Genomic DNA, 16,626 nt, shown 5'->3' with positions numbered 1-16,626 from the left:
GCACGTCCAGCCCCCGTTGTGCGCCATGGGCTTCAGATCGAACTCCCCGTCCCGCGCGCCCAGCACGAACGCCCGCCACTCGGCCTCCGTGTAGCGCAGCACCGTGGCCGGGTCGAGGGAGGAGCGCATGGCCACGGCTCCCTCGGGGAGGTACGCGATCTCGACCCGCTCCTCGTCCTTCTCGGTGCCCGGGGCGCAGTGCCACTCGACGTCCGAGATGTCGAGCGCGTACAGCTCGTCGCGCTCGCGCTCCTTGCGTGCCTTGGTCTCGGCTTCCGTTTCCGCCATCTCGCGGCAACCCCTTCCCGACGTAACGTACGGTCCCGGTGACGTACAGTCCCGGCGCTCACCCTAGTGGCCGTACACCACCCCATGGAGTGGTTCGCCGACCGGGGCAAAGGGGCCCGCGGCCGCCTGGTACCCTGAGTGACGGCCGTTCGTGTACGCACCCCCGGAGCATCGAGCAAGCATCGTGCCCTGGAGGCCGCGCGCAGCGGATCCCCGCCTTCCGAGTCACGGAAGCTCCCCGAGATGTAGACCGGGGGCACTCGGTGGCCTCAACAGACTATGAGGAGTACGCGTGTCGCTCGACGCCGCTACGAAGAAGCAGATCATCGGCGAGTTCGGTACCAAGGAGGGTGACACCGGCTCCCCCGAGGTCCAGGTCGCTCTGCTGTCCCGTCGGATCTCCGACCTGACCGAGCACCTCAAGGCCCACAAGCACGACCACCACAGCCGTCGTGGCCTGCTGATCCTGGTCGGTCAGCGCCGTCGTCTGCTGCAGTACCTGGCGAAGAAGGACATCCAGCGCTTCCGTGCGCTGGTCGACCGCCTCGGCATCCGCCGCGGTGCGGCCGGCGCCAAGTAAGGACGCCGTGAGGGGAGCGGTTCCCGGCAGGACCCGGGAGCCGCTCCCTTTGCTGTACGTGCGGAAACGTGCGCGGTGTCACTCACGCTTTGTAGTGTGGTAGCACAACGCACAACCACCACGCACAACGCAGCACGCGAGCACGCACGAACGCGAGCACGCACGACACACACGAGGAGAAGCGCACCACGCCGCCGCCGGTCCTCGGTAGTGGCCCCCGGGGGAAGCGAGCCCCGGGTGCTTCGATCGAAGACCGGCCCGCACCGCAGGCGCGCTTCTCCACCACCGTCCCCCTGCCACACGGGCAGGCCAGGGACAAAAGACGATACGTAACGGAGAAAACGCTAGTGGAGAACGAGACCCACTACGCCGAGGCCGTCATTGACAATGGCGCCTTCGGTACCCGCACCATCCGCTTCGAGACGGGCCGCCTGGCCAAGCAGGCCGCCGGCTCCGCCGTGGCGTACCTGGACGACGACACCATGGTGCTGTCGGCCACCACCGCCTCCAAGAACCCCAAGGACCAGCTCGACTTCTTCCCCCTCACGGTGGACGTCGAGGAGCGGATGTACGCCGCCGGCAAGATCCCCGGCAGCTTCTTCCGCCGCGAGGGCCGCCCCTCCGAGGACGCGATCCTCACCTGCCGCCTGATCGACCGCCCGCTGCGCCCGTCCTTCAAGAAGGGCCTGCGCAACGAGATCCAGGTCGTCTGCACGGTCATGGCGCTCAACCCCGACCACCTGTACGACGTCGTCGCGATCAACGCCGCGTCCGCGTCCACCCAGCTGGCCGGTCTGCCCTTCTCCGGCCCGATCGGCGGCGTCCGCGTCGCGCTGATCCGCGGCCAGTGGGTGGCCTTCCCGACGCACACCGAGCTCGAGGACGCCGTCTTCGACATGGTCGTCGCGGGCCGCGTCCTGGAGGACGGCGACGTCGCGATCATGATGGTCGAGGCCGAGGCCACCGACAAGGCCATCAAGCTGGTCGAGGGCGGCGTCGAGGCGCCGACCGAGGAGATCGTCGCCGCGGGTCTCGACGCCGCGAAGCCGTTCATCAAGGTCCTGTGCCGCGCCCAGGCCGACCTCGCCGCCAAGGCCGCCAAGCCGACCGGCGAGTTCCCGATCTTCCTGGACTACCAGGACGACGTCCTCAAGGCCCTGACCGCCGCGGTCAAGCCCGAGCTCGCCCAGGCGCTCACCATCGCCGGCAAGCAGGAGCGCGAGGCCGAGCTGGACCGCGTCAAGGGTCTGGCCGCCGAGAAGCTCCTCCCGGAGTTCGAGGGCCGCGAGAAGGAGATCTCCGCCGCGTACCGCTCGCTGACCAAGGCTCTGGTCCGTGAGCGCGTCATCAAGGAGAAGAAGCGCATCGACGGCCGCGGCGTGACGGACATCCGTACGCTCGCCGCCGAGGTCGAGGCCATCCCGCGGGTGCACGGCTCCGCGCTGTTCGAGCGTGGCGAGACCCAGATCCTGGGCGTCACCACCCTCAACATGCTCCGCATGGAGCAGCAGCTGGACACCCTCTCCCCGGTGACCCGCAAGCGCTACATGCACAACTACAACTTCCCGCCGTACTCCACCGGCGAGACCGGCCGCGTCGGCTCCCCGAAGCGCCGCGAGATCGGCCACGGCGCCCTCGCCGAGCGCGCCCTCGTGCCGGTGCTGCCGACGCGCGAGGAGTTCCCCTACGCGATCCGCCAGGTGTCCGAGGCCCTCGGCTCCAACGGTTCGACGTCCATGGGCTCGGTCTGCGCCTCCACCATGTCGCTGCTGAACGCCGGTGTGCCGCTGAAGGCCCCCGTCGCCGGTATCGCCATGGGTCTGATCTCCCAGGAGATCGACGGCGAGACGCACTACGTCACCCTCACCGACATCCTCGGTGCGGAGGACGCCTTCGGCGACATGGACTTCAAGGTCGCCGGCACCAAGGAGTTCGTGACCGCCCTCCAGCTCGACACCAAGCTGGACGGCATCCCGGCCTCCGTCCTGGCCGCGGCCCTCAAGCAGGCCCGCGACGCCCGCCTCCACATCCTCGACGTGATGATGGAGGCCATCGACCGGCCCGACGAGATGAGCCCGCACGCCCCGCGGATCATCACCGTCAAGATCCCGGTCGACAAGATCGGTGAGGTCATCGGCCCCAAGGGCAAGATGATCAACCAGATCCAGGAGGACACGGGCGCCGAGATCACCATCGAGGACGACGGCACCATCTACATCGGTGCCGCCGACGGTCCCTCGGCGGAGGCCGCCCGTGCCACGATCAACGGCATCGCCAACCCGACGATGCCCGAGGTCGGCGAGCGCTACCTGGGTACGGTCGTCAAGACCACCACCTTCGGCGCGTTCGTCTCCCTGCTGCCCGGCAAGGACGGTCTGCTGCACATCTCGCAGATCCGCAAGCTCGCCGGCGGCAAGCGCGTGGAGAACGTCGAGGACGTCCTCGGGGTGGGCCAGAAGGTCCAGGTCGAGATCGCCGAGATCGACTCGCGCGGCAAGCTCTCCCTCATCCCGGTGATCGAGGGCGAGGACGGCGACGAGGCGAAGGACGACGCCGAGCAGTGACGTCCCGTGGCTCGAAGGTGACGGCCCGCCCCTCCTCGGAGGCGCGGGCCGTCGCCCGTACCCAAACCCTCATCAAGGGCACCGGCGGCATCGGTACCGTCCGCAAGACCACCCTCCCCGGGGGCCTGCGCATCGTCACCGAGACCCTGCCCTCCGTCCGCTCCGCGACCTTCGGCATCTGGGCCCACGTCGGCTCCCGTGACGAGACCCCGGCCCTGAACGGCGCCACGCACTACCTGGAGCACCTGCTCTTCAAGGGCACCGCGCGCCGCTCCGCGCTGGACATCTCCGCCGCGATCGACGCCGTCGGCGGCGAGATGAACGCGTTCACGGCCAAGGAGTACACGTGCTACTACGCACGCGTGCTCGACACCGATCTGCCGCTGGCCATCGACGTGGTCTGCGACATGCTGACCGGCTCGCTCATCGTCGAGGAGGACGTCGACGTCGAGCGCGGCGCGATCCTCGAAGAGATCGCGATGACCGAGGACGATCCCGGCGACTGTGTGCACGACCTGTTCGCGCACACCATGTTCGGCGACAACGCCCTCGGCCGCCCCGTCCTCGGCACCGTCGACACCGTCAACGCCCTGACCGCCGACCGCATCCGCCGCTTCTACAAGAAGCACTACGACCCGACCCACCTCGTGGTCGCCTGCGCCGGCAACGTCGACCACAACAAGGTCGTACGACAGGTCCGCGCGGCCTTCGAGAAGGCGGGCGCGCTGAAGAACCCGGACGCACAGCCCATCGCCCCGCGCGACGGCAGCCGTACGATCCGCACCTTCGGCAAGGTCGAACTGATCGGCCGCAAGACCGAGCAGGCCCATGTCGTGCTCGGCATGCCGGGCCTCGCCCGCACCGACGAGCGCCGCTGGGCCATGGGCGTCCTGAACACCGCCCTCGGCGGCGGCATGTCCTCGCGGCTCTTCCAGGAGGTCCGGGAGAAGCGCGGCCTGGCCTACAGCGTGTACTCGTACACCTCCGGCTTCGCCGACTGCGGTCTGTTCGGCGTCTACGCCGGCTGCCGGCCCAGCCAGGTGCACGACGTGCTGCGGATCTGCCGCGACGAACTCGACCAGGTCGCCGAGAACGGGCTGTCCGACGACGAGATCGCCCGCGCCATCGGCCAGTTGCGCGGCTCCACCGTGCTCGGCCTGGAGGACACCGGCGCGCTGATGAACCGCATCGGCAAGAGCGAGCTGTGCTGGGGCGAGCAGATGTCCGTGGACGACATGCTGGCGAAGATAGCCGCGGTCACCCCGGACGAGGTCCGCTCGGTCGCCCGCGACATCCTGGGCAGGCGCCCGTCGCTGTCGGTCATCGGCCCGCTGAAGGACAGACAGGCCGCGCGACTGCACGACGCCGTCGCCTGACCCCCGCACCGCCGTCCCCGGACGGCACGTCGACAAGTCGGTAAGCCGGCAAGATCGGTAAGGAAGCGAAGATGAGCAAGCTGCGCGTGGCGGTCCTCGGGGCCAAGGGCCGGATCGGGTCCGAGGCCGTCAGGGCGGTCGAGGCCGCCGAGGACATGGAGCTGGTGGCCGCCCTCGGCCGCGGCGACAAGCTGGAGACGCTGGCGGAGACCGGCGCCCAGGTCGCCGTCGAACTGACCACTCCCGCCTCGGTCATGGGCAATCTCGACTTCTGCGTGCGCCACGGCATCCACGCGGTCGTCGGGACGACCGGCTGGACCGAGGACCGCCTCGCGCAGCTGCGGGGCTGGCTCGACCAGTCCCCGCGGACCGGCGTGCTCATCGCCCCGAACTTCTCCATCGGGGCCGTGCTGACCATGAAGTTCGCGCAGCTCGCGGCGCCGTACTTCGAATCGGTCGAGGTGGTCGAGCTGCACCACCCCAACAAGGTCGACGCGCCGTCCGGTACGGCCACGCGCACGGCGCAGCTGATCGCCGAGGCCCGCCGCGCCGCCGGCACCGCGCCGGCCCCGGACGCCACGGTCACCGCGCTCGACGGTGCCCGCGGCGCCGACGTGGACGGCGTCCCCGTGCACGCCGTGCGGCTGCGCGGTCTCCTGGCCCACCAGGAGGTGCTGCTCGGCGCCGAGGGCGAGACCCTCACCATCCGCCACGACTCCCTGCACCACAGCAGCTTCATGCCGGGCATCCTGCTCGGCGCGCGCCGCGTGGTCACCACTCCGGGCCTGACCTTCGGCCTCGAGCACTTCCTCGACCTGAGCTGAGAACAGTCCCTGCCATGCGCGCGAAGATCAATTACCTCATCACGGCCGCCGTCCTGGTCTTCTACTTCGTCCTGGTCGGCAGCCGTGGTGTGCTGCTCATAGAGACCGGTACGGTCCTCACCGTGACCTTCGGGATCGCGGTGCTGATCCTGCCGGTCATCGGCCTGTGGTTCCTGTGGAAGAACACCCAGTTCGTCCGCCGGGCCAACCAGCTCGCCGCCGAGCTCGACGCGGAGGGGGGCCTGCCCGTGGACGAGCTCAAGCGGACGACGGGCGGCCGTATCGACCGCGACTCGGCCGACGAGGTCTTCGCCCGCCGCAAGGCCGAGACGGAGTCCTCCCCGGACGACTGGCGCTGCTGGTTCCGCCTGGCGGTCGCCTACCACGACGCCCGCGACACGCCCCGGGCGCGCAAGGCGATGCAACGGGCGATCGCGCTGCACGCGGGCCGTACACCGGCTGACGCCTGACCTGCGGGGTATCCGGCCTGGAGCCTGCTCAGCCGCGGGCAGGCGTGCCGCCGGGGGCGATGGGGGTCCGTCCGCTCGGGTGAAGCCGAGCGGGAGGGCGGGCGCGGGCGGCATCCCGCCGGCGCCGGCAAGCGCCCCGACCCCCGGCCGAGCCACAGCGCCGGGACCCGAGCAGTGCCCGGCCTCAGCGGCAGCGTTCCGCCGCCCACGCCTCCACCACATCCGCCGCCCGGTCGAACGCCGCCGGCCGGTTGAGGAAGTCCAGCGAGGCCGTCGTGAGCAGCGCCACCGGGCCCCCCGGCCGCCCCGCGGCGACCCGTACCAGCGCCTGCCCCTGCACCGTCCTCGGCAGCCCCAGCCACCGCACCGGCTGCTGCACCGTCCGCACGGACCCCACCCGCGCCCACGGCACCGTCCGCGTCCTCAGCAACCCGACCCGCCGTACGCCCCGGGGGCTCACCCACACGCCCATGCGCAGCAGTCGCAGCGCCCCGGCGATCACCACCAGGCCGATGCCGAGAACGGCGACCGCGGACGACGGCGAGCCGGTCAGCGCGATCAGCACCGCCGCGAACAGCACGAACGACGCCACCATCAGCACCAGCGCCGCCACCCCCACCCGCCAGGGACCGGGGCGGTAGGGGCGCCGCCAGCGGTCCCGGTCGTCGTACGGCAGTGCGCTCTCGGAGGCCGCCTCGAAGGGACGGTCGGCCGTCAGGAAGGGCAGGGGCACGGCGGTTCCTCACTCGGTCCTCGCGGGGGCTGTGCCCGGTGAGGCTATCCGGCCGCCTGTCCGCTCACCAGCCGGGAGCCGCCGTAAGGGTCAGTGCCCCTCGGACGCCTGGGACTGCGGCGCCGGCGGATCCGCGGGCGTGGACAGCGACGGCATGCCGATGATCAGCGCGCCCACCAGCCCGGCCACGACGGTCAGGCCCAGCAGCCAGCGCCCGGCCATCTCACCGAAGGACCTGCGCAGGCGCGGCGGGGGAGTCACATTGCTGCGGAAGGTGTCGCCCTCGACGAGGAAGGCGAAGGGTACGGGCTCGCGGCGGCGGGGCATCGGGGCTGCCACTCCTTTCCCGGTTCGGGATCGAATGTGCGGGTCTCACCGGTACAGACGATCGATTACCGCAAAAGGTGCCCATGTCGGAAAAAATCGTCGACGCGTTTTTTGGGGTGAGGTCCCGCTCCGGCTCCAGCGGGTGCCCCGTAAGGTGGGCGCGAACCACCGAAGTGATGGGAAGGACCCCAACCCCCGTGACCACCCCCGAGTCGCTCACGTTCCGCAGCGATGTCACCGTCGAGCTGGTGAAGTCCAGCGCTTCGGACGCCGACGTCCTCTTCGCCGCCCGTGTCTCCACCGCCGGCGAGCAGTCCCTGGACGAGCTGAAGAAGGACCCCGAGCGCTCCAAGGGCCTGATCAACTACCTGATGCGCGACCGGCACGGCAGCCCGTTCGAGCACAACTCGATGACCTTCTTCATCAGTGCCCCGATCTTCGTCTTCCGCGAGTTCATGCGGCACCGCGTGGGCTGGTCGTACAACGAGGAGTCCGGCCGCTACCGGGAGCTGGAGCCCGTCTTCTACGTCCCGGACGCCTCCCGCAAGCTCGTGCAGCAGGGCCGCCCCGGCAAGTACGTCTTCGTCGAGGGCACCCCGGAGCAGCACTCCGCCGTCCAGGGCGCCCTGGAGACGTCGTACGAGCAGTCGTACGACGCCTACCAGAAGCTGCTCGCCGAGGGTGTCGCCCGAGAGGTCGCCCGCTCGGTGCTCCCCGTCGGCCTGTACTCCTCGATGTACGCCACCTGCAACGCGCGCTCCCTGATGCACTTCCTCGGCCTGCGTACCCAGCACGAGCTGGCCAAGGTGCCGTCCTTCCCGCAGCGGGAGATCGAGATGGTGGGCGAGAAGATGGAGGCGGAGTGGGCGAAGCTCATGCCGCTGACGCACGCCGCCTACAACGCGAACGGCCGCGTCGCGCCGTAGCGGGACCGTGGGGGAGAGCCCGTACGGGGCGCCGTTCCGCGCGCGGAACGGATGTACGGGTCAGCCTCCTGAAGTGTCCGTATTGCGGCATTTAGAGAAGTTCATCTAGCCTGATCAAACGGACCCGGCACTGCTTGAACCCCCGAGCAGGCAGTGCCGGGTTCCACTTTTGTCCTGACTTGCCCGGACCCCCAAGGGCAGACCGCACAGGGCGCACCGAGTAGCGTGTTACCCATGGCTCCGACCTCGACTCCGCAGACCCCCTTCGGGCGGGTCCTCACCGCCATGGTCACGCCCTTCACGGCGGACGGCGCACTCGACCTCGACGGCGCGCAGCGGCTCGCCGCCCACCTGGTGGACGCAGGCAACGACGGCCTGATCATCAACGGGACCACCGGCGAGTCCCCCACCACCAGCGACGCGGAGAAAGCGGACCTCGTACGAGCCGTCCTCGAAGCGGTCGGCGACCGCGCCCACGTCGTGGCCGGGGTCGGCACCAACGACACCCACCACAGCATCGAGCTGGCCCGGACGGCCGAGCGCATCGGCGTCCACGGCCTCCTGGTCGTCACGCCGTACTACAACAAGCCCCCGCAGGAGGGCCTGTACCGGCACTTCACGGCCATCGCCGACGCGACCGGCCTGCCGAACATGCTCTACGACATCCCCGGCCGCAGCGGCGTCCCGATCAACACCGAGACGCTCGTCCGGCTCGCCGAGCACCCCCGGATCGTCGCCAACAAGGACGCCAAGGGCGACCTCGGCCGCGCCAGCTGGGCCATCGCCCAGTCCGGCCTCGCCTGGTACTCCGGCGACGACATGCTGAACCTGCCCCTGCTGTCCGTGGGCGCGGTCGGCTTCGTCTCGGTTGTCGGCCACCTGGTCACCCCGGACCTGCGCGCCCTGGTCGACGCGTACACCTCCGGTGACGTCGTCAAGGCAACCGAGATCCACCAGAAGCTGCTCCCTGTCTACACGGGCATGTTCCGCACCCAGGGCGTCATGACCACCAAGGCCGCGCTCGACCTGCTGGGACTGCCCGGCGGCCCGCTGCGCTCGCCCATGGTCGAGTGTTCGCCCGAGGAGATCGCCCAGCTCAAGATCGATCTTGCCGCCGGCGGGGTACAGCTCTAGCAACAGACTTCAGCACCACCCGGACCCCCGCGGTCCAGAAGCTCCCGGAGGTTTCGGGCGCTTCACAACTGAAGACACCACAACCGAATACGCGGGCACCGGTCCCGCATTCCACAACGACAACTGCTTCGCACGAACGTCACGCGCGCCACGTGCCCTACCGGTACGTGGCGTGTGTGGTTGAGGAGAGTCTTTTGAGTCATCCGCATCCTGAACTGGGCCCGCCCCCGCCGCTCCCCGAGGGCGGCCTGAGGGTCACCCCGCTCGGCGGTCTCGGCGAGATCGGCCGGAACATGACGGTCTTCGAGTACGGCGGCCGTCTGCTGATCGTCGACTGCGGCGTGCTCTTCCCCGAGGAGGAGCAGCCCGGCATCGACCTGATCCTGCCCGACTTCACGTCCATCCGGGACCGTCTCGACGACGTCGAGGGCATCGTCCTCACGCATGGCCACGAGGACCACATCGGCGCCGTCCCCTTCCTGCTCCGCGAGAAGCCGGACATCCCGCTGATCGGCTCCAAGCTGACCCTCGCGCTGATCGAGGCCAAGCTCCAGGAGCACCGCATCCGGCCGTACACGCTGGAGGTGGCCGAGGGGAACCGCGAGCGCATCGGCCCCTTCGACTGCGAGTTCATCGCGGTCAACCACTCCATCCCGGACGCCCTGGCCGTCGCCATCCGCACCCCCGCGGGCATGGCGGTGCACACCGGCGACTTCAAGATGGACCAGCTGCCGCTGGACAACCGCCTCACCGACCTGCACGCCTTCGCGCGGCTCAGCGACGAGGGCATCGACCTCCTGCTGACCGACTCCACGAACGCCGAGGTCCCCGGGTTCACCCCGCACGAGCGGGACATCTCCAGCGTGCTGCGCACGGTCTTCGCCGGCGCCCGCAAGCGGATCATCGTGGCGAGCTTCGCCAGCCACGTGCACCGCATCCAGCAGATCCTGGACGCGGCGCACGAGTACGGCCGCCGGGTCGCCTTCGTCGGCCGCTCCATGGTCCGCAACATGGGCATCGCCCGTGACCTCGGCTATCTGAAGGTCCCGCCGGGCCTGGTGGTCGACGTCAAGACGCTGGACGACCTGCCCGACCACGAGGTGGTCCTGGTCTGCACGGGCTCCCAGGGCGAGCCGATGGCCGCGCTCTCCCGGATGGCCAACCGCGACCACCAGATCCGGATCGTCGACGGCGACACGGTCATCCTGGCCTCGTCGCTGATCCCGGGCAACGAGAACGCGGTCTACCGCGTGATCAACGGCCTGACCCGCTGGGGCGCCAATGTCGTCCACAAGGGCAACGCCAAGGTGCATGTCTCGGGCCACGCCTCCGCGGGCGAGCTGCTGTACTTCTACAACATCTGCCGCCCGAAGAACCTGATGCCGGTGCACGGCGAATGGCGCCATCTGCGCGCCAACGCCGAGCTGGGCGCGCTCACGGGCGTCCCGCACGACCGGATCGTCATCGCCGAGGACGGCGTGGTGGTGGACCTGGTCGAGGGCAAGGCCAAGATCTCCGGCAAGGTCCAGGCCGGCTACGTCTACGTCGACGGGCTCTCCGTCGGCGACGTGGGCGAGCCCGCGCTCAAGGACCGCAAGATCCTCGGCGACGAGGGCATCATCTCGGTCTTCGTGGTGGTGGACTCCTCCACCGGCAAGATCACCGGGGGCCCGCACATCCAGGCCCGCGGCTCGGGCATCGAGGACGCGGCCTTCACCGAGGTCGTCCCGAAGATCAACGAGGTCCTGGAGCGGTCCGCCCAGGACGGCGTCGTGGAGCCCCACCAGCTCCAGCAGCTGATCCGCCGCACGCTCGGCAAGTGGGTCTCGGACAACTACCGCCGCAGGCCGATGATCCTGCCTGTGGTCGTGGAGGTCTGACGACCCGTCGGCTCGGACCGGGAGCGGGGCGCCTCGATTTGCATCGGGGCGCCCCGCTCCAGTACGTTTACGACCTCGCCCGCCGGGGAACCCCAGCACTTCATGCGCTGGACAAGGTGCCCAGGACCGGGAGGGAAATCCGGCTCAGAACTTCTGATAAAGTCGGAACCGCCGGAAAGGGAAACGCGAGAGCGAGAACCTGGAAAGCACCGAGGAAATCGGATCGAGAAAAGATCTGATAGAGTCGGAAACACGAAGGGAAGCCCGGAGGAAAGCCCGAGAGGGTGAGTACAAAGGAAGCGACCGTTCCTTGAGAACTCAACAGCGTGCCAAAAGTCAACGCCAGATATGTTGATACCCCGTCTCCGGTCATCATGACCGGGACGTGGTTCCTTTGAAATAAACACAGCGAGGACGCTGTGAACGGTCGGACTATTCCTCCGACCGTTCCGCTCTCCAACGTGTCACCGGCTGAATTATTTTTCGGCCGAGTAAACATTCACGGAGAGTTTGATCCTGGCTCAGGACGAACGCTGGCGGCGTGCTTAACACATGCAAGTCGAACGATGAAGCCCTTCGGGGTGGATTAGTGGCGAACGGGTGAGTAACACGTGGGCAATCTGCCCTGCACTCTGGGACAAGCCCTGGAAACGGGGTCTAATACCGGATATGACCATCTTGGGCATCCTTGATGGTGTAAAGCTCCGGCGGTGCAGGATGAGCCCGCGGCCTATCAGCTTGTTGGTGAGGTAACGGCTCACCAAGGCGACGACGGGTAGCCGGCCTGAGAGGGCGACCGGCCACACTGGGACTGAGACACGGCCCAGACTCCTACGGGAGGCAGCAGTGGGGAATATTGCACAATGGGCGAAAGCCTGATGCAGCGACGCCGCGTGAGGGATGACGGCCTTCGGGTTGTAAACCTCTTTCAGCAGGGAAGAAGCGAAAGTGACGGTACCTGCAGAAGAAGCGCCGGCTAACTACGTGCCAGCAGCCGCGGTAATACGTAGGGCGCGAGCGTTGTCCGGAATTATTGGGCGTAAAGAGCTCGTAGGCGGCTTGTCACGTCGGTTGTGAAAGCCCGGGGCTTAACCCCGGGTCTGCAGTCGATACGGGCAGGCTAGAGTTCGGTAGGGGAGATCGGAATTCCTGGTGTAGCGGTGAAATGCGCAGATATCAGGAGGAACACCGGTGGCGAAGGCGGATCTCTGGGCCGATACTGACGCTGAGGAGCGAAAGCGTGGGGAGCGAACAGGATTAGATACCCTGGTAGTCCACGCCGTAAACGGTGGGCACTAGGTGTGGGCAACATTCCACGTTGTCCGTGCCGCAGCTAACGCATTAAGTGCCCCGCCTGGGGAGTACGGCCGCAAGGCTAAAACTCAAAGGAATTGACGGGGGCCCGCACAAGCGGCGGAGCATGTGGCTTAATTCGACGCAACGCGAAGAACCTTACCAAGGCTTGACATACACCGGAAAGCATTAGAGATAGTGCCCCCCTTGTGGTCGGTGTACAGGTGGTGCATGGCTGTCGTCAGCTCGTGTCGTGAGATGTTGGGTTAAGTCCCGCAACGAGCGCAACCCTTGTCCCGTGTTGCCAGCAGGCCCTTGTGGTGCTGGGGACTCACGGGAGACCGCCGGGGTCAACTCGGAGGAAGGTGGGGACGACGTCAAGTCATCATGCCCCTTATGTCTTGGGCTGCACACGTGCTACAATGGCCGGTACAATGAGCTGCGATACCGTGAGGTGGAGCGAATCTCAAAAAGCCGGTCTCAGTTCGGATTGGGGTCTGCAACTCGACCCCATGAAGTCGGAGTCGCTAGTAATCGCAGATCAGCATTGCTGCGGTGAATACGTTCCCGGGCCTTGTACACACCGCCCGTCACGTCACGAAAGTCGGTAACACCCGAAGCCAGTGGCCCAACCCCTTGTGGGAGGGAGCTGTCGAAGGTGGGACCAGCGATTGGGACGAAGTCGTAACAAGGTAGCCGTACCGGAAGGTGCGGCTGGATCACCTCCTTTCTAAGGAGCACTTCTCACCGAGTTCGCTCGGTCAGAGGCCAGTACATCGGCGAATGTCTGATGCTGGTTGCTCATGGGTGGAACGTTGACTACTCGGCACGATCCAGGATGGATCAGGCGCTAGTACTGCTCTTCGGGGCGTGGAACGCTGATCTGGTCGGCTGGTCGTGTCGGGCACGCTGTTGGGTGTCTGAGGGAATGATCTGATCTTCTCCTCAGTCGCCGGCCCCAGTGCACTCGGACTCGTTGATGGGTTCGGGGTGATGGGTGGCTGGTCGTTGTTTGAGAACTGCACAGTGGACGCGAGCATCTGTGGCCAAGTTTTTAAGGGCGCACGGTGGATGCCTTGGCACCAGGAACCGATGAAGGACGTGGGAGGCCACGATAGTCCCCGGGGAGCCGTCAACCAGGCTTTGATCCGGGGGTTTCCGAATGGGGAAACCCGGCAGTCGTCATGGGCTGTCACCCTTGCCTGAACACATAGGGCAAGTGGAGGGAACGAGGGGAAGTGAAACATCTCAGTACCCTCAGGAAGAGAAAACAACCGTGATTCCGGGAGTAGTGGCGAGCGAAACCGGATGAGGCCAAACCGTATGCGTGTGAGACCCGGCAGGGGTTGCGTGTGCGGGGTTGTGGGATCTCTCTTCTACGGTCTGCCGGCCGTAGGGCGAGTCAGAAACCGTTGATGTAGACGAAGGACATGCGAAAGGTCCGGCGTAGAGGGTAAGACCCCCGTAGTCGAAATGTCAGCGGCTTGCTTGAGAGACACCCAAGTAGCACGGGGCCCGAGAAATCCCGTGTGAATCTGGCGGGACCACCCGCTAAGCCTAAATATTCCCTGGTGACCGATAGCGGATAGTACCGTGAGGGAATGGTGAAAAGTACCCCGGGAGGGGAGTGAAATAGTACCTGAAACCGTGTGCCTACAAGCCGTGGGAGCGTCGGATGCAGCTTGCTGCATCTCGTGACTGCGTGCCTTTTGAAGAATGAGCCTGCGAGTTTGCGGTGTGTTGCGAGGTTAACCCGAGTGGGGAAGCCGTAGCGAAAGCGAGTCCGAACAGGGCGATTCAGTAGCACGCTCAAGACCCGAAGCGGAGTGATCTAGCCATGGGCAGGTTGAAGCGGAGGTAAGACTTCGTGGAGGACCGAACCCACCAGGGTTGAAAACCTGGGGGATGACCTGTGGTTAGGGGTGAAAGGCCAATCAAACTCCGTGATAGCTGGTTCTCCCCGAAATGCATTTAGGTGCAGCGTCGTGTGTTTCTTGCCGGAGGTAGAGCACTGGATAGGCGATGGGCCCTACCGGGTTACTGACCTTAGCCAAACTCCGAATGCCGGTAAGTGAGAGCGCGGCAGTGAGACTGTGGGGGATAAGCTCCATGGTCGAGAGGGAAACAGCCCAGAGCATCGACTAAGGCCCCTAAGCGTACGCTAAGTGGGAAAGGATGTGGAGTCGCACAGACAACCAGGAGGTTGGCTTAGAAGCAGCCACCCTTGAAAGAGTGCGTAATAGCTCACTGGTCTAGTGATTCCGCGCCGACAATGTAGCGGGGCTCAAGCGTACCGCCGAAGTCGTGTCATTGCAGCATATAGCCCCAACGGGTGTTGTGATGGGTAGGGGAGCGTCGTCTGCCGGGTGAAGCAGCACCGGAAGGTAGTTGTGGACGGTTGACGAGTGAGAATGCAGGCATGAGTAGCGATACACACGTGAGAAACGTGTGCGCCGATTGACTAAGGGTTCCTGGGTCAAGCTGATCTGCCCAGGGTAAGTCGGGACCTAAGGCGAGGCCGACAGGCGTAGTCGATGGATAACCGGTTGATATTCCGGTACCCGCTGTGAAGCGTCAAACATCGAGCATCGTGATGCTAAGGCCGTGAAGCCGCCCTGATCTCTTCGGAGTTGAGGGGAGTGGTGGAGCCGCCGGACCAAGCGGTTAGTAGGTGAGTGATGGGGTGACGCAGGAAGGTAGTCCATCCCGGGCGGTGGTTGTCCCGGGGTAAGGGTGTAGGACGGTGTGTAGGTAAATCCGCACATCATGTGTCTGAGACCTGATGCCGAGCCGATTGTGGTGAAGTGGATGATCCTATGCTGTCGAGAAAAGCCTCTAGCGAGTTTCATGGCGGCCCGTACCCTAAACCGACTCAGGTGGTCAGGTAGAGAATACCGAGGCGTTCGGGTGAACTATGGTTAAGGAACTCGGCAAAATGCCCCCGTAACTTCGGGAGAAGGGGGGCCACGCTCGGTGATGGGATTTACTCCCTGAGCTGGGGGTGGCCGCAGAGACCAGCGAGAAGCGACTGTTTACTAAAAACACAGGTCCGTGCGAAGCCGTAAGGCGATGTATACGGACTGACGCCTGCCCGGTGCTGGAACGTTAAGGGGACCGGTTAGCTCCATTTCGGTGGGGCGAAGCTGAGAACTTAAGCGCCAGTAAACGGCGGTGGTAACTATAACCATCCTAAGGTAGCGAAATTCCTTGTCGGGTAAGTTCCGACCTGCACGAATGGCGTAACGACTTCTCGACTGTCTCAACCATAGGCCCGGTGAAATTGCACTACGAGTAAAGATGCTCGTTTCGCGCAGCAGGACGGAAAGACCCCGGGACCTTTACTACAGTTTGATATTGGTGTTCGGTTCGGCTTGTGTAGGATAGCTGGGAGACTTTGAAGCTCATACGCCAGTGTGGGTGGAGTCGTCGTTGAAATACCAGTCTGGTCGTGCTGGATGTCTAACCTGGGTCCGTGATCCGGATCAGGGACAGTGTCTGATGGGTAGTTTAACTGGGGCGGTTGCCTCCTAAAGAGTAACGGAGGCGCCCAAAGGTTCCCTCAGCCTGGTTGGTAATCAGGTGTTGAGTGTAAGTGCACAAGGGAGCTTGACTGTGAGACCGACGGGTCGAGCAGGGACGAAAGTCGGGACTAGTGATCCGGCGGTGGCTTGTGGAAGCGCCGTCGCTCAACGGATAAAAGGTACCCCGGGGATAACAGGCTGATCTTCCCCAAGAGTCCATATCGACGGGATGGTTTGGCACCTCGATGTCGGCTCGTCGCATCCTGGGGCTGGAGTCGGTCCCAAGGGTTGGGCTGTTCGCCCATTAAAGCGGTACGCGAGCTGGGTTTAGAACGTCGTGAGACAGTTCGGTCCCTATCCGCTGTGCGCGTAGGAGTCTTGAGAAGGGCTGTCCCTAGTACGAGAGGACCGGGACGGACGAACCTCTGGTGTGCCAGTTGTCCTGCCAAGGGCATGGCTGGTTGGCTACGTTCGGGAGGGATAACCGCTGAAAGCATCTAAGCGGGAAGCCTGCTTCGAGATGAGGACTCCCACCCACTTGATGGGGTAAGGCTCCCAGTAGACGACTGGGTTGATAGGCCGGATCTGGAAGCCAGGCAACTGGTGGAGGTGACCGGTACTAATAGGCCGAGGGCTTGTCCTCAGTTGCTCGCGTCCACTGTGTTGGTTCTGAAACCACGAACAACCAAAGTGCCGGTTGTCAGTTTCAT

At 65.7% G+C, this 16,626-nt stretch carries 10 protein-coding genes, 2 rRNA genes and 1 pseudogene; 10 read left to right on the top strand and 3 right to left on the bottom strand.

Annotated features, from left to right (window positions below; all coding sequences use genetic code 11):
- Positions 1-27 precede the first annotated feature (27 nt).
- Positions 28-288 (bottom strand): annotated as a pseudogene (locus GHR20_RS10115) (DUF397 domain-containing protein); the annotation flags it as partial.
- A gap of 292 nt (positions 289-580) precedes the next feature.
- Here GHR20_RS10115 and rpsO point away from each other — a divergent pair.
- From rpsO to GHR20_RS10090, 5 genes are all read left to right on the top strand, one after another.
- Positions 581-868, top strand: coding sequence for a 30S ribosomal protein S15 (gene rpsO / locus GHR20_RS10110; protein ID WP_046416809.1), 288 nt, complete (start codon positions 581-583; stop codon positions 866-868).
- Positions 869-1,215: 347 nt separating this feature from the next.
- Positions 1,216-3,432 carry a polyribonucleotide nucleotidyltransferase gene (locus tag GHR20_RS10105; protein WP_111585671.1) on the top strand — a complete coding sequence of 739 codons (2,217 nt, stop codon included), beginning with the start codon at positions 1,216-1,218 and terminating at the stop codon, positions 3,430-3,432.
- Positions 3,429-4,808, top strand: coding sequence for a pitrilysin family protein (locus GHR20_RS10100; protein WP_153812989.1), 1,380 nt, complete (start codon positions 3,429-3,431; stop codon positions 4,806-4,808). The genes GHR20_RS10105 and GHR20_RS10100 overlap by 4 nt, the downstream gene beginning before the upstream one ends.
- A 71-nt stretch (positions 4,809-4,879) precedes the next feature.
- A complete protein-coding gene (dapB, locus tag GHR20_RS10095; protein WP_153812988.1) occupies positions 4,880-5,632 on the top strand; it encodes a 4-hydroxy-tetrahydrodipicolinate reductase in 753 nt (250 codons plus the stop codon).
- Between the two features lie 14 nt (positions 5,633-5,646).
- Positions 5,647-6,102 (top strand): tetratricopeptide repeat protein, encoded by a 456-nt coding sequence (locus GHR20_RS10090; protein ID WP_153812987.1) that lies wholly within the window; start codon positions 5,647-5,649, stop codon positions 6,100-6,102.
- A 184-nt stretch (positions 6,103-6,286) separates the two neighbouring features.
- Here GHR20_RS10090 and GHR20_RS10085 read toward each other — a convergent pair whose 3' ends face one another.
- Positions 6,287-6,835, bottom strand: a complete 549-nt coding sequence (locus GHR20_RS10085) for a PH domain-containing protein (protein WP_153812986.1) — start codon at positions 6,833-6,835, stop codon at positions 6,287-6,289.
- Positions 6,836-6,925: 90 nt separating this feature from the next.
- Positions 6,926-7,162, bottom strand: a complete 237-nt coding sequence (locus tag GHR20_RS10080) for a hypothetical protein (protein ID WP_111585676.1) — start codon at positions 7,160-7,162, stop codon at positions 6,926-6,928.
- Between the two features lie 176 nt (positions 7,163-7,338).
- On the opposite strand from GHR20_RS10080, the gene thyX reads away from it, so the two are divergent.
- The 5 genes from thyX (at position 7,339) to GHR20_RS10055 (ending at position 16,559) form a co-directional block, all read left to right on the top strand.
- Positions 7,339-8,088 carry an FAD-dependent thymidylate synthase gene (gene thyX, locus GHR20_RS10075; RefSeq protein ID WP_148024153.1) on the top strand — a complete coding sequence of 250 codons (750 nt, stop codon included), beginning with the start codon at positions 7,339-7,341 and terminating at the stop codon, positions 8,086-8,088.
- Positions 8,089-8,322: 234 nt separating this feature from the next.
- A complete protein-coding gene (gene dapA / locus GHR20_RS10070) occupies positions 8,323-9,222 on the top strand; it encodes a 4-hydroxy-tetrahydrodipicolinate synthase (RefSeq protein WP_111585678.1) in 900 nt (299 codons plus the stop codon).
- Between the two features lie 194 nt (positions 9,223-9,416).
- Complete coding sequence (locus tag GHR20_RS10065; protein ID WP_111585679.1) at positions 9,417-11,102, top strand: ribonuclease J; 1,686 nt, start codon at positions 9,417-9,419, stop codon at positions 11,100-11,102.
- A gap of 498 nt (positions 11,103-11,600) precedes the next feature.
- A 16S ribosomal RNA gene (locus GHR20_RS10060) occupies positions 11,601-13,125 on the top strand.
- Positions 13,126-13,439: 314 nt separating this feature from the next.
- Positions 13,440-16,559, top strand: a 23S ribosomal RNA gene (locus GHR20_RS10055).
- The 16S and 23S rRNA genes sit together here, the layout of an rRNA operon.
- The last annotated feature ends 67 nt before the right edge of the window (positions 16,560-16,626 follow it).

It is taken from the genome of Streptomyces sp. SUK 48, from assembly GCF_009650765.1.
In the GTDB taxonomy this organism is placed as follows: domain Bacteria; phylum Actinomycetota; class Actinomycetes; order Streptomycetales; family Streptomycetaceae; genus Streptomyces.
This window is presented reverse-complemented; position numbering and strand designations above follow the sequence as displayed.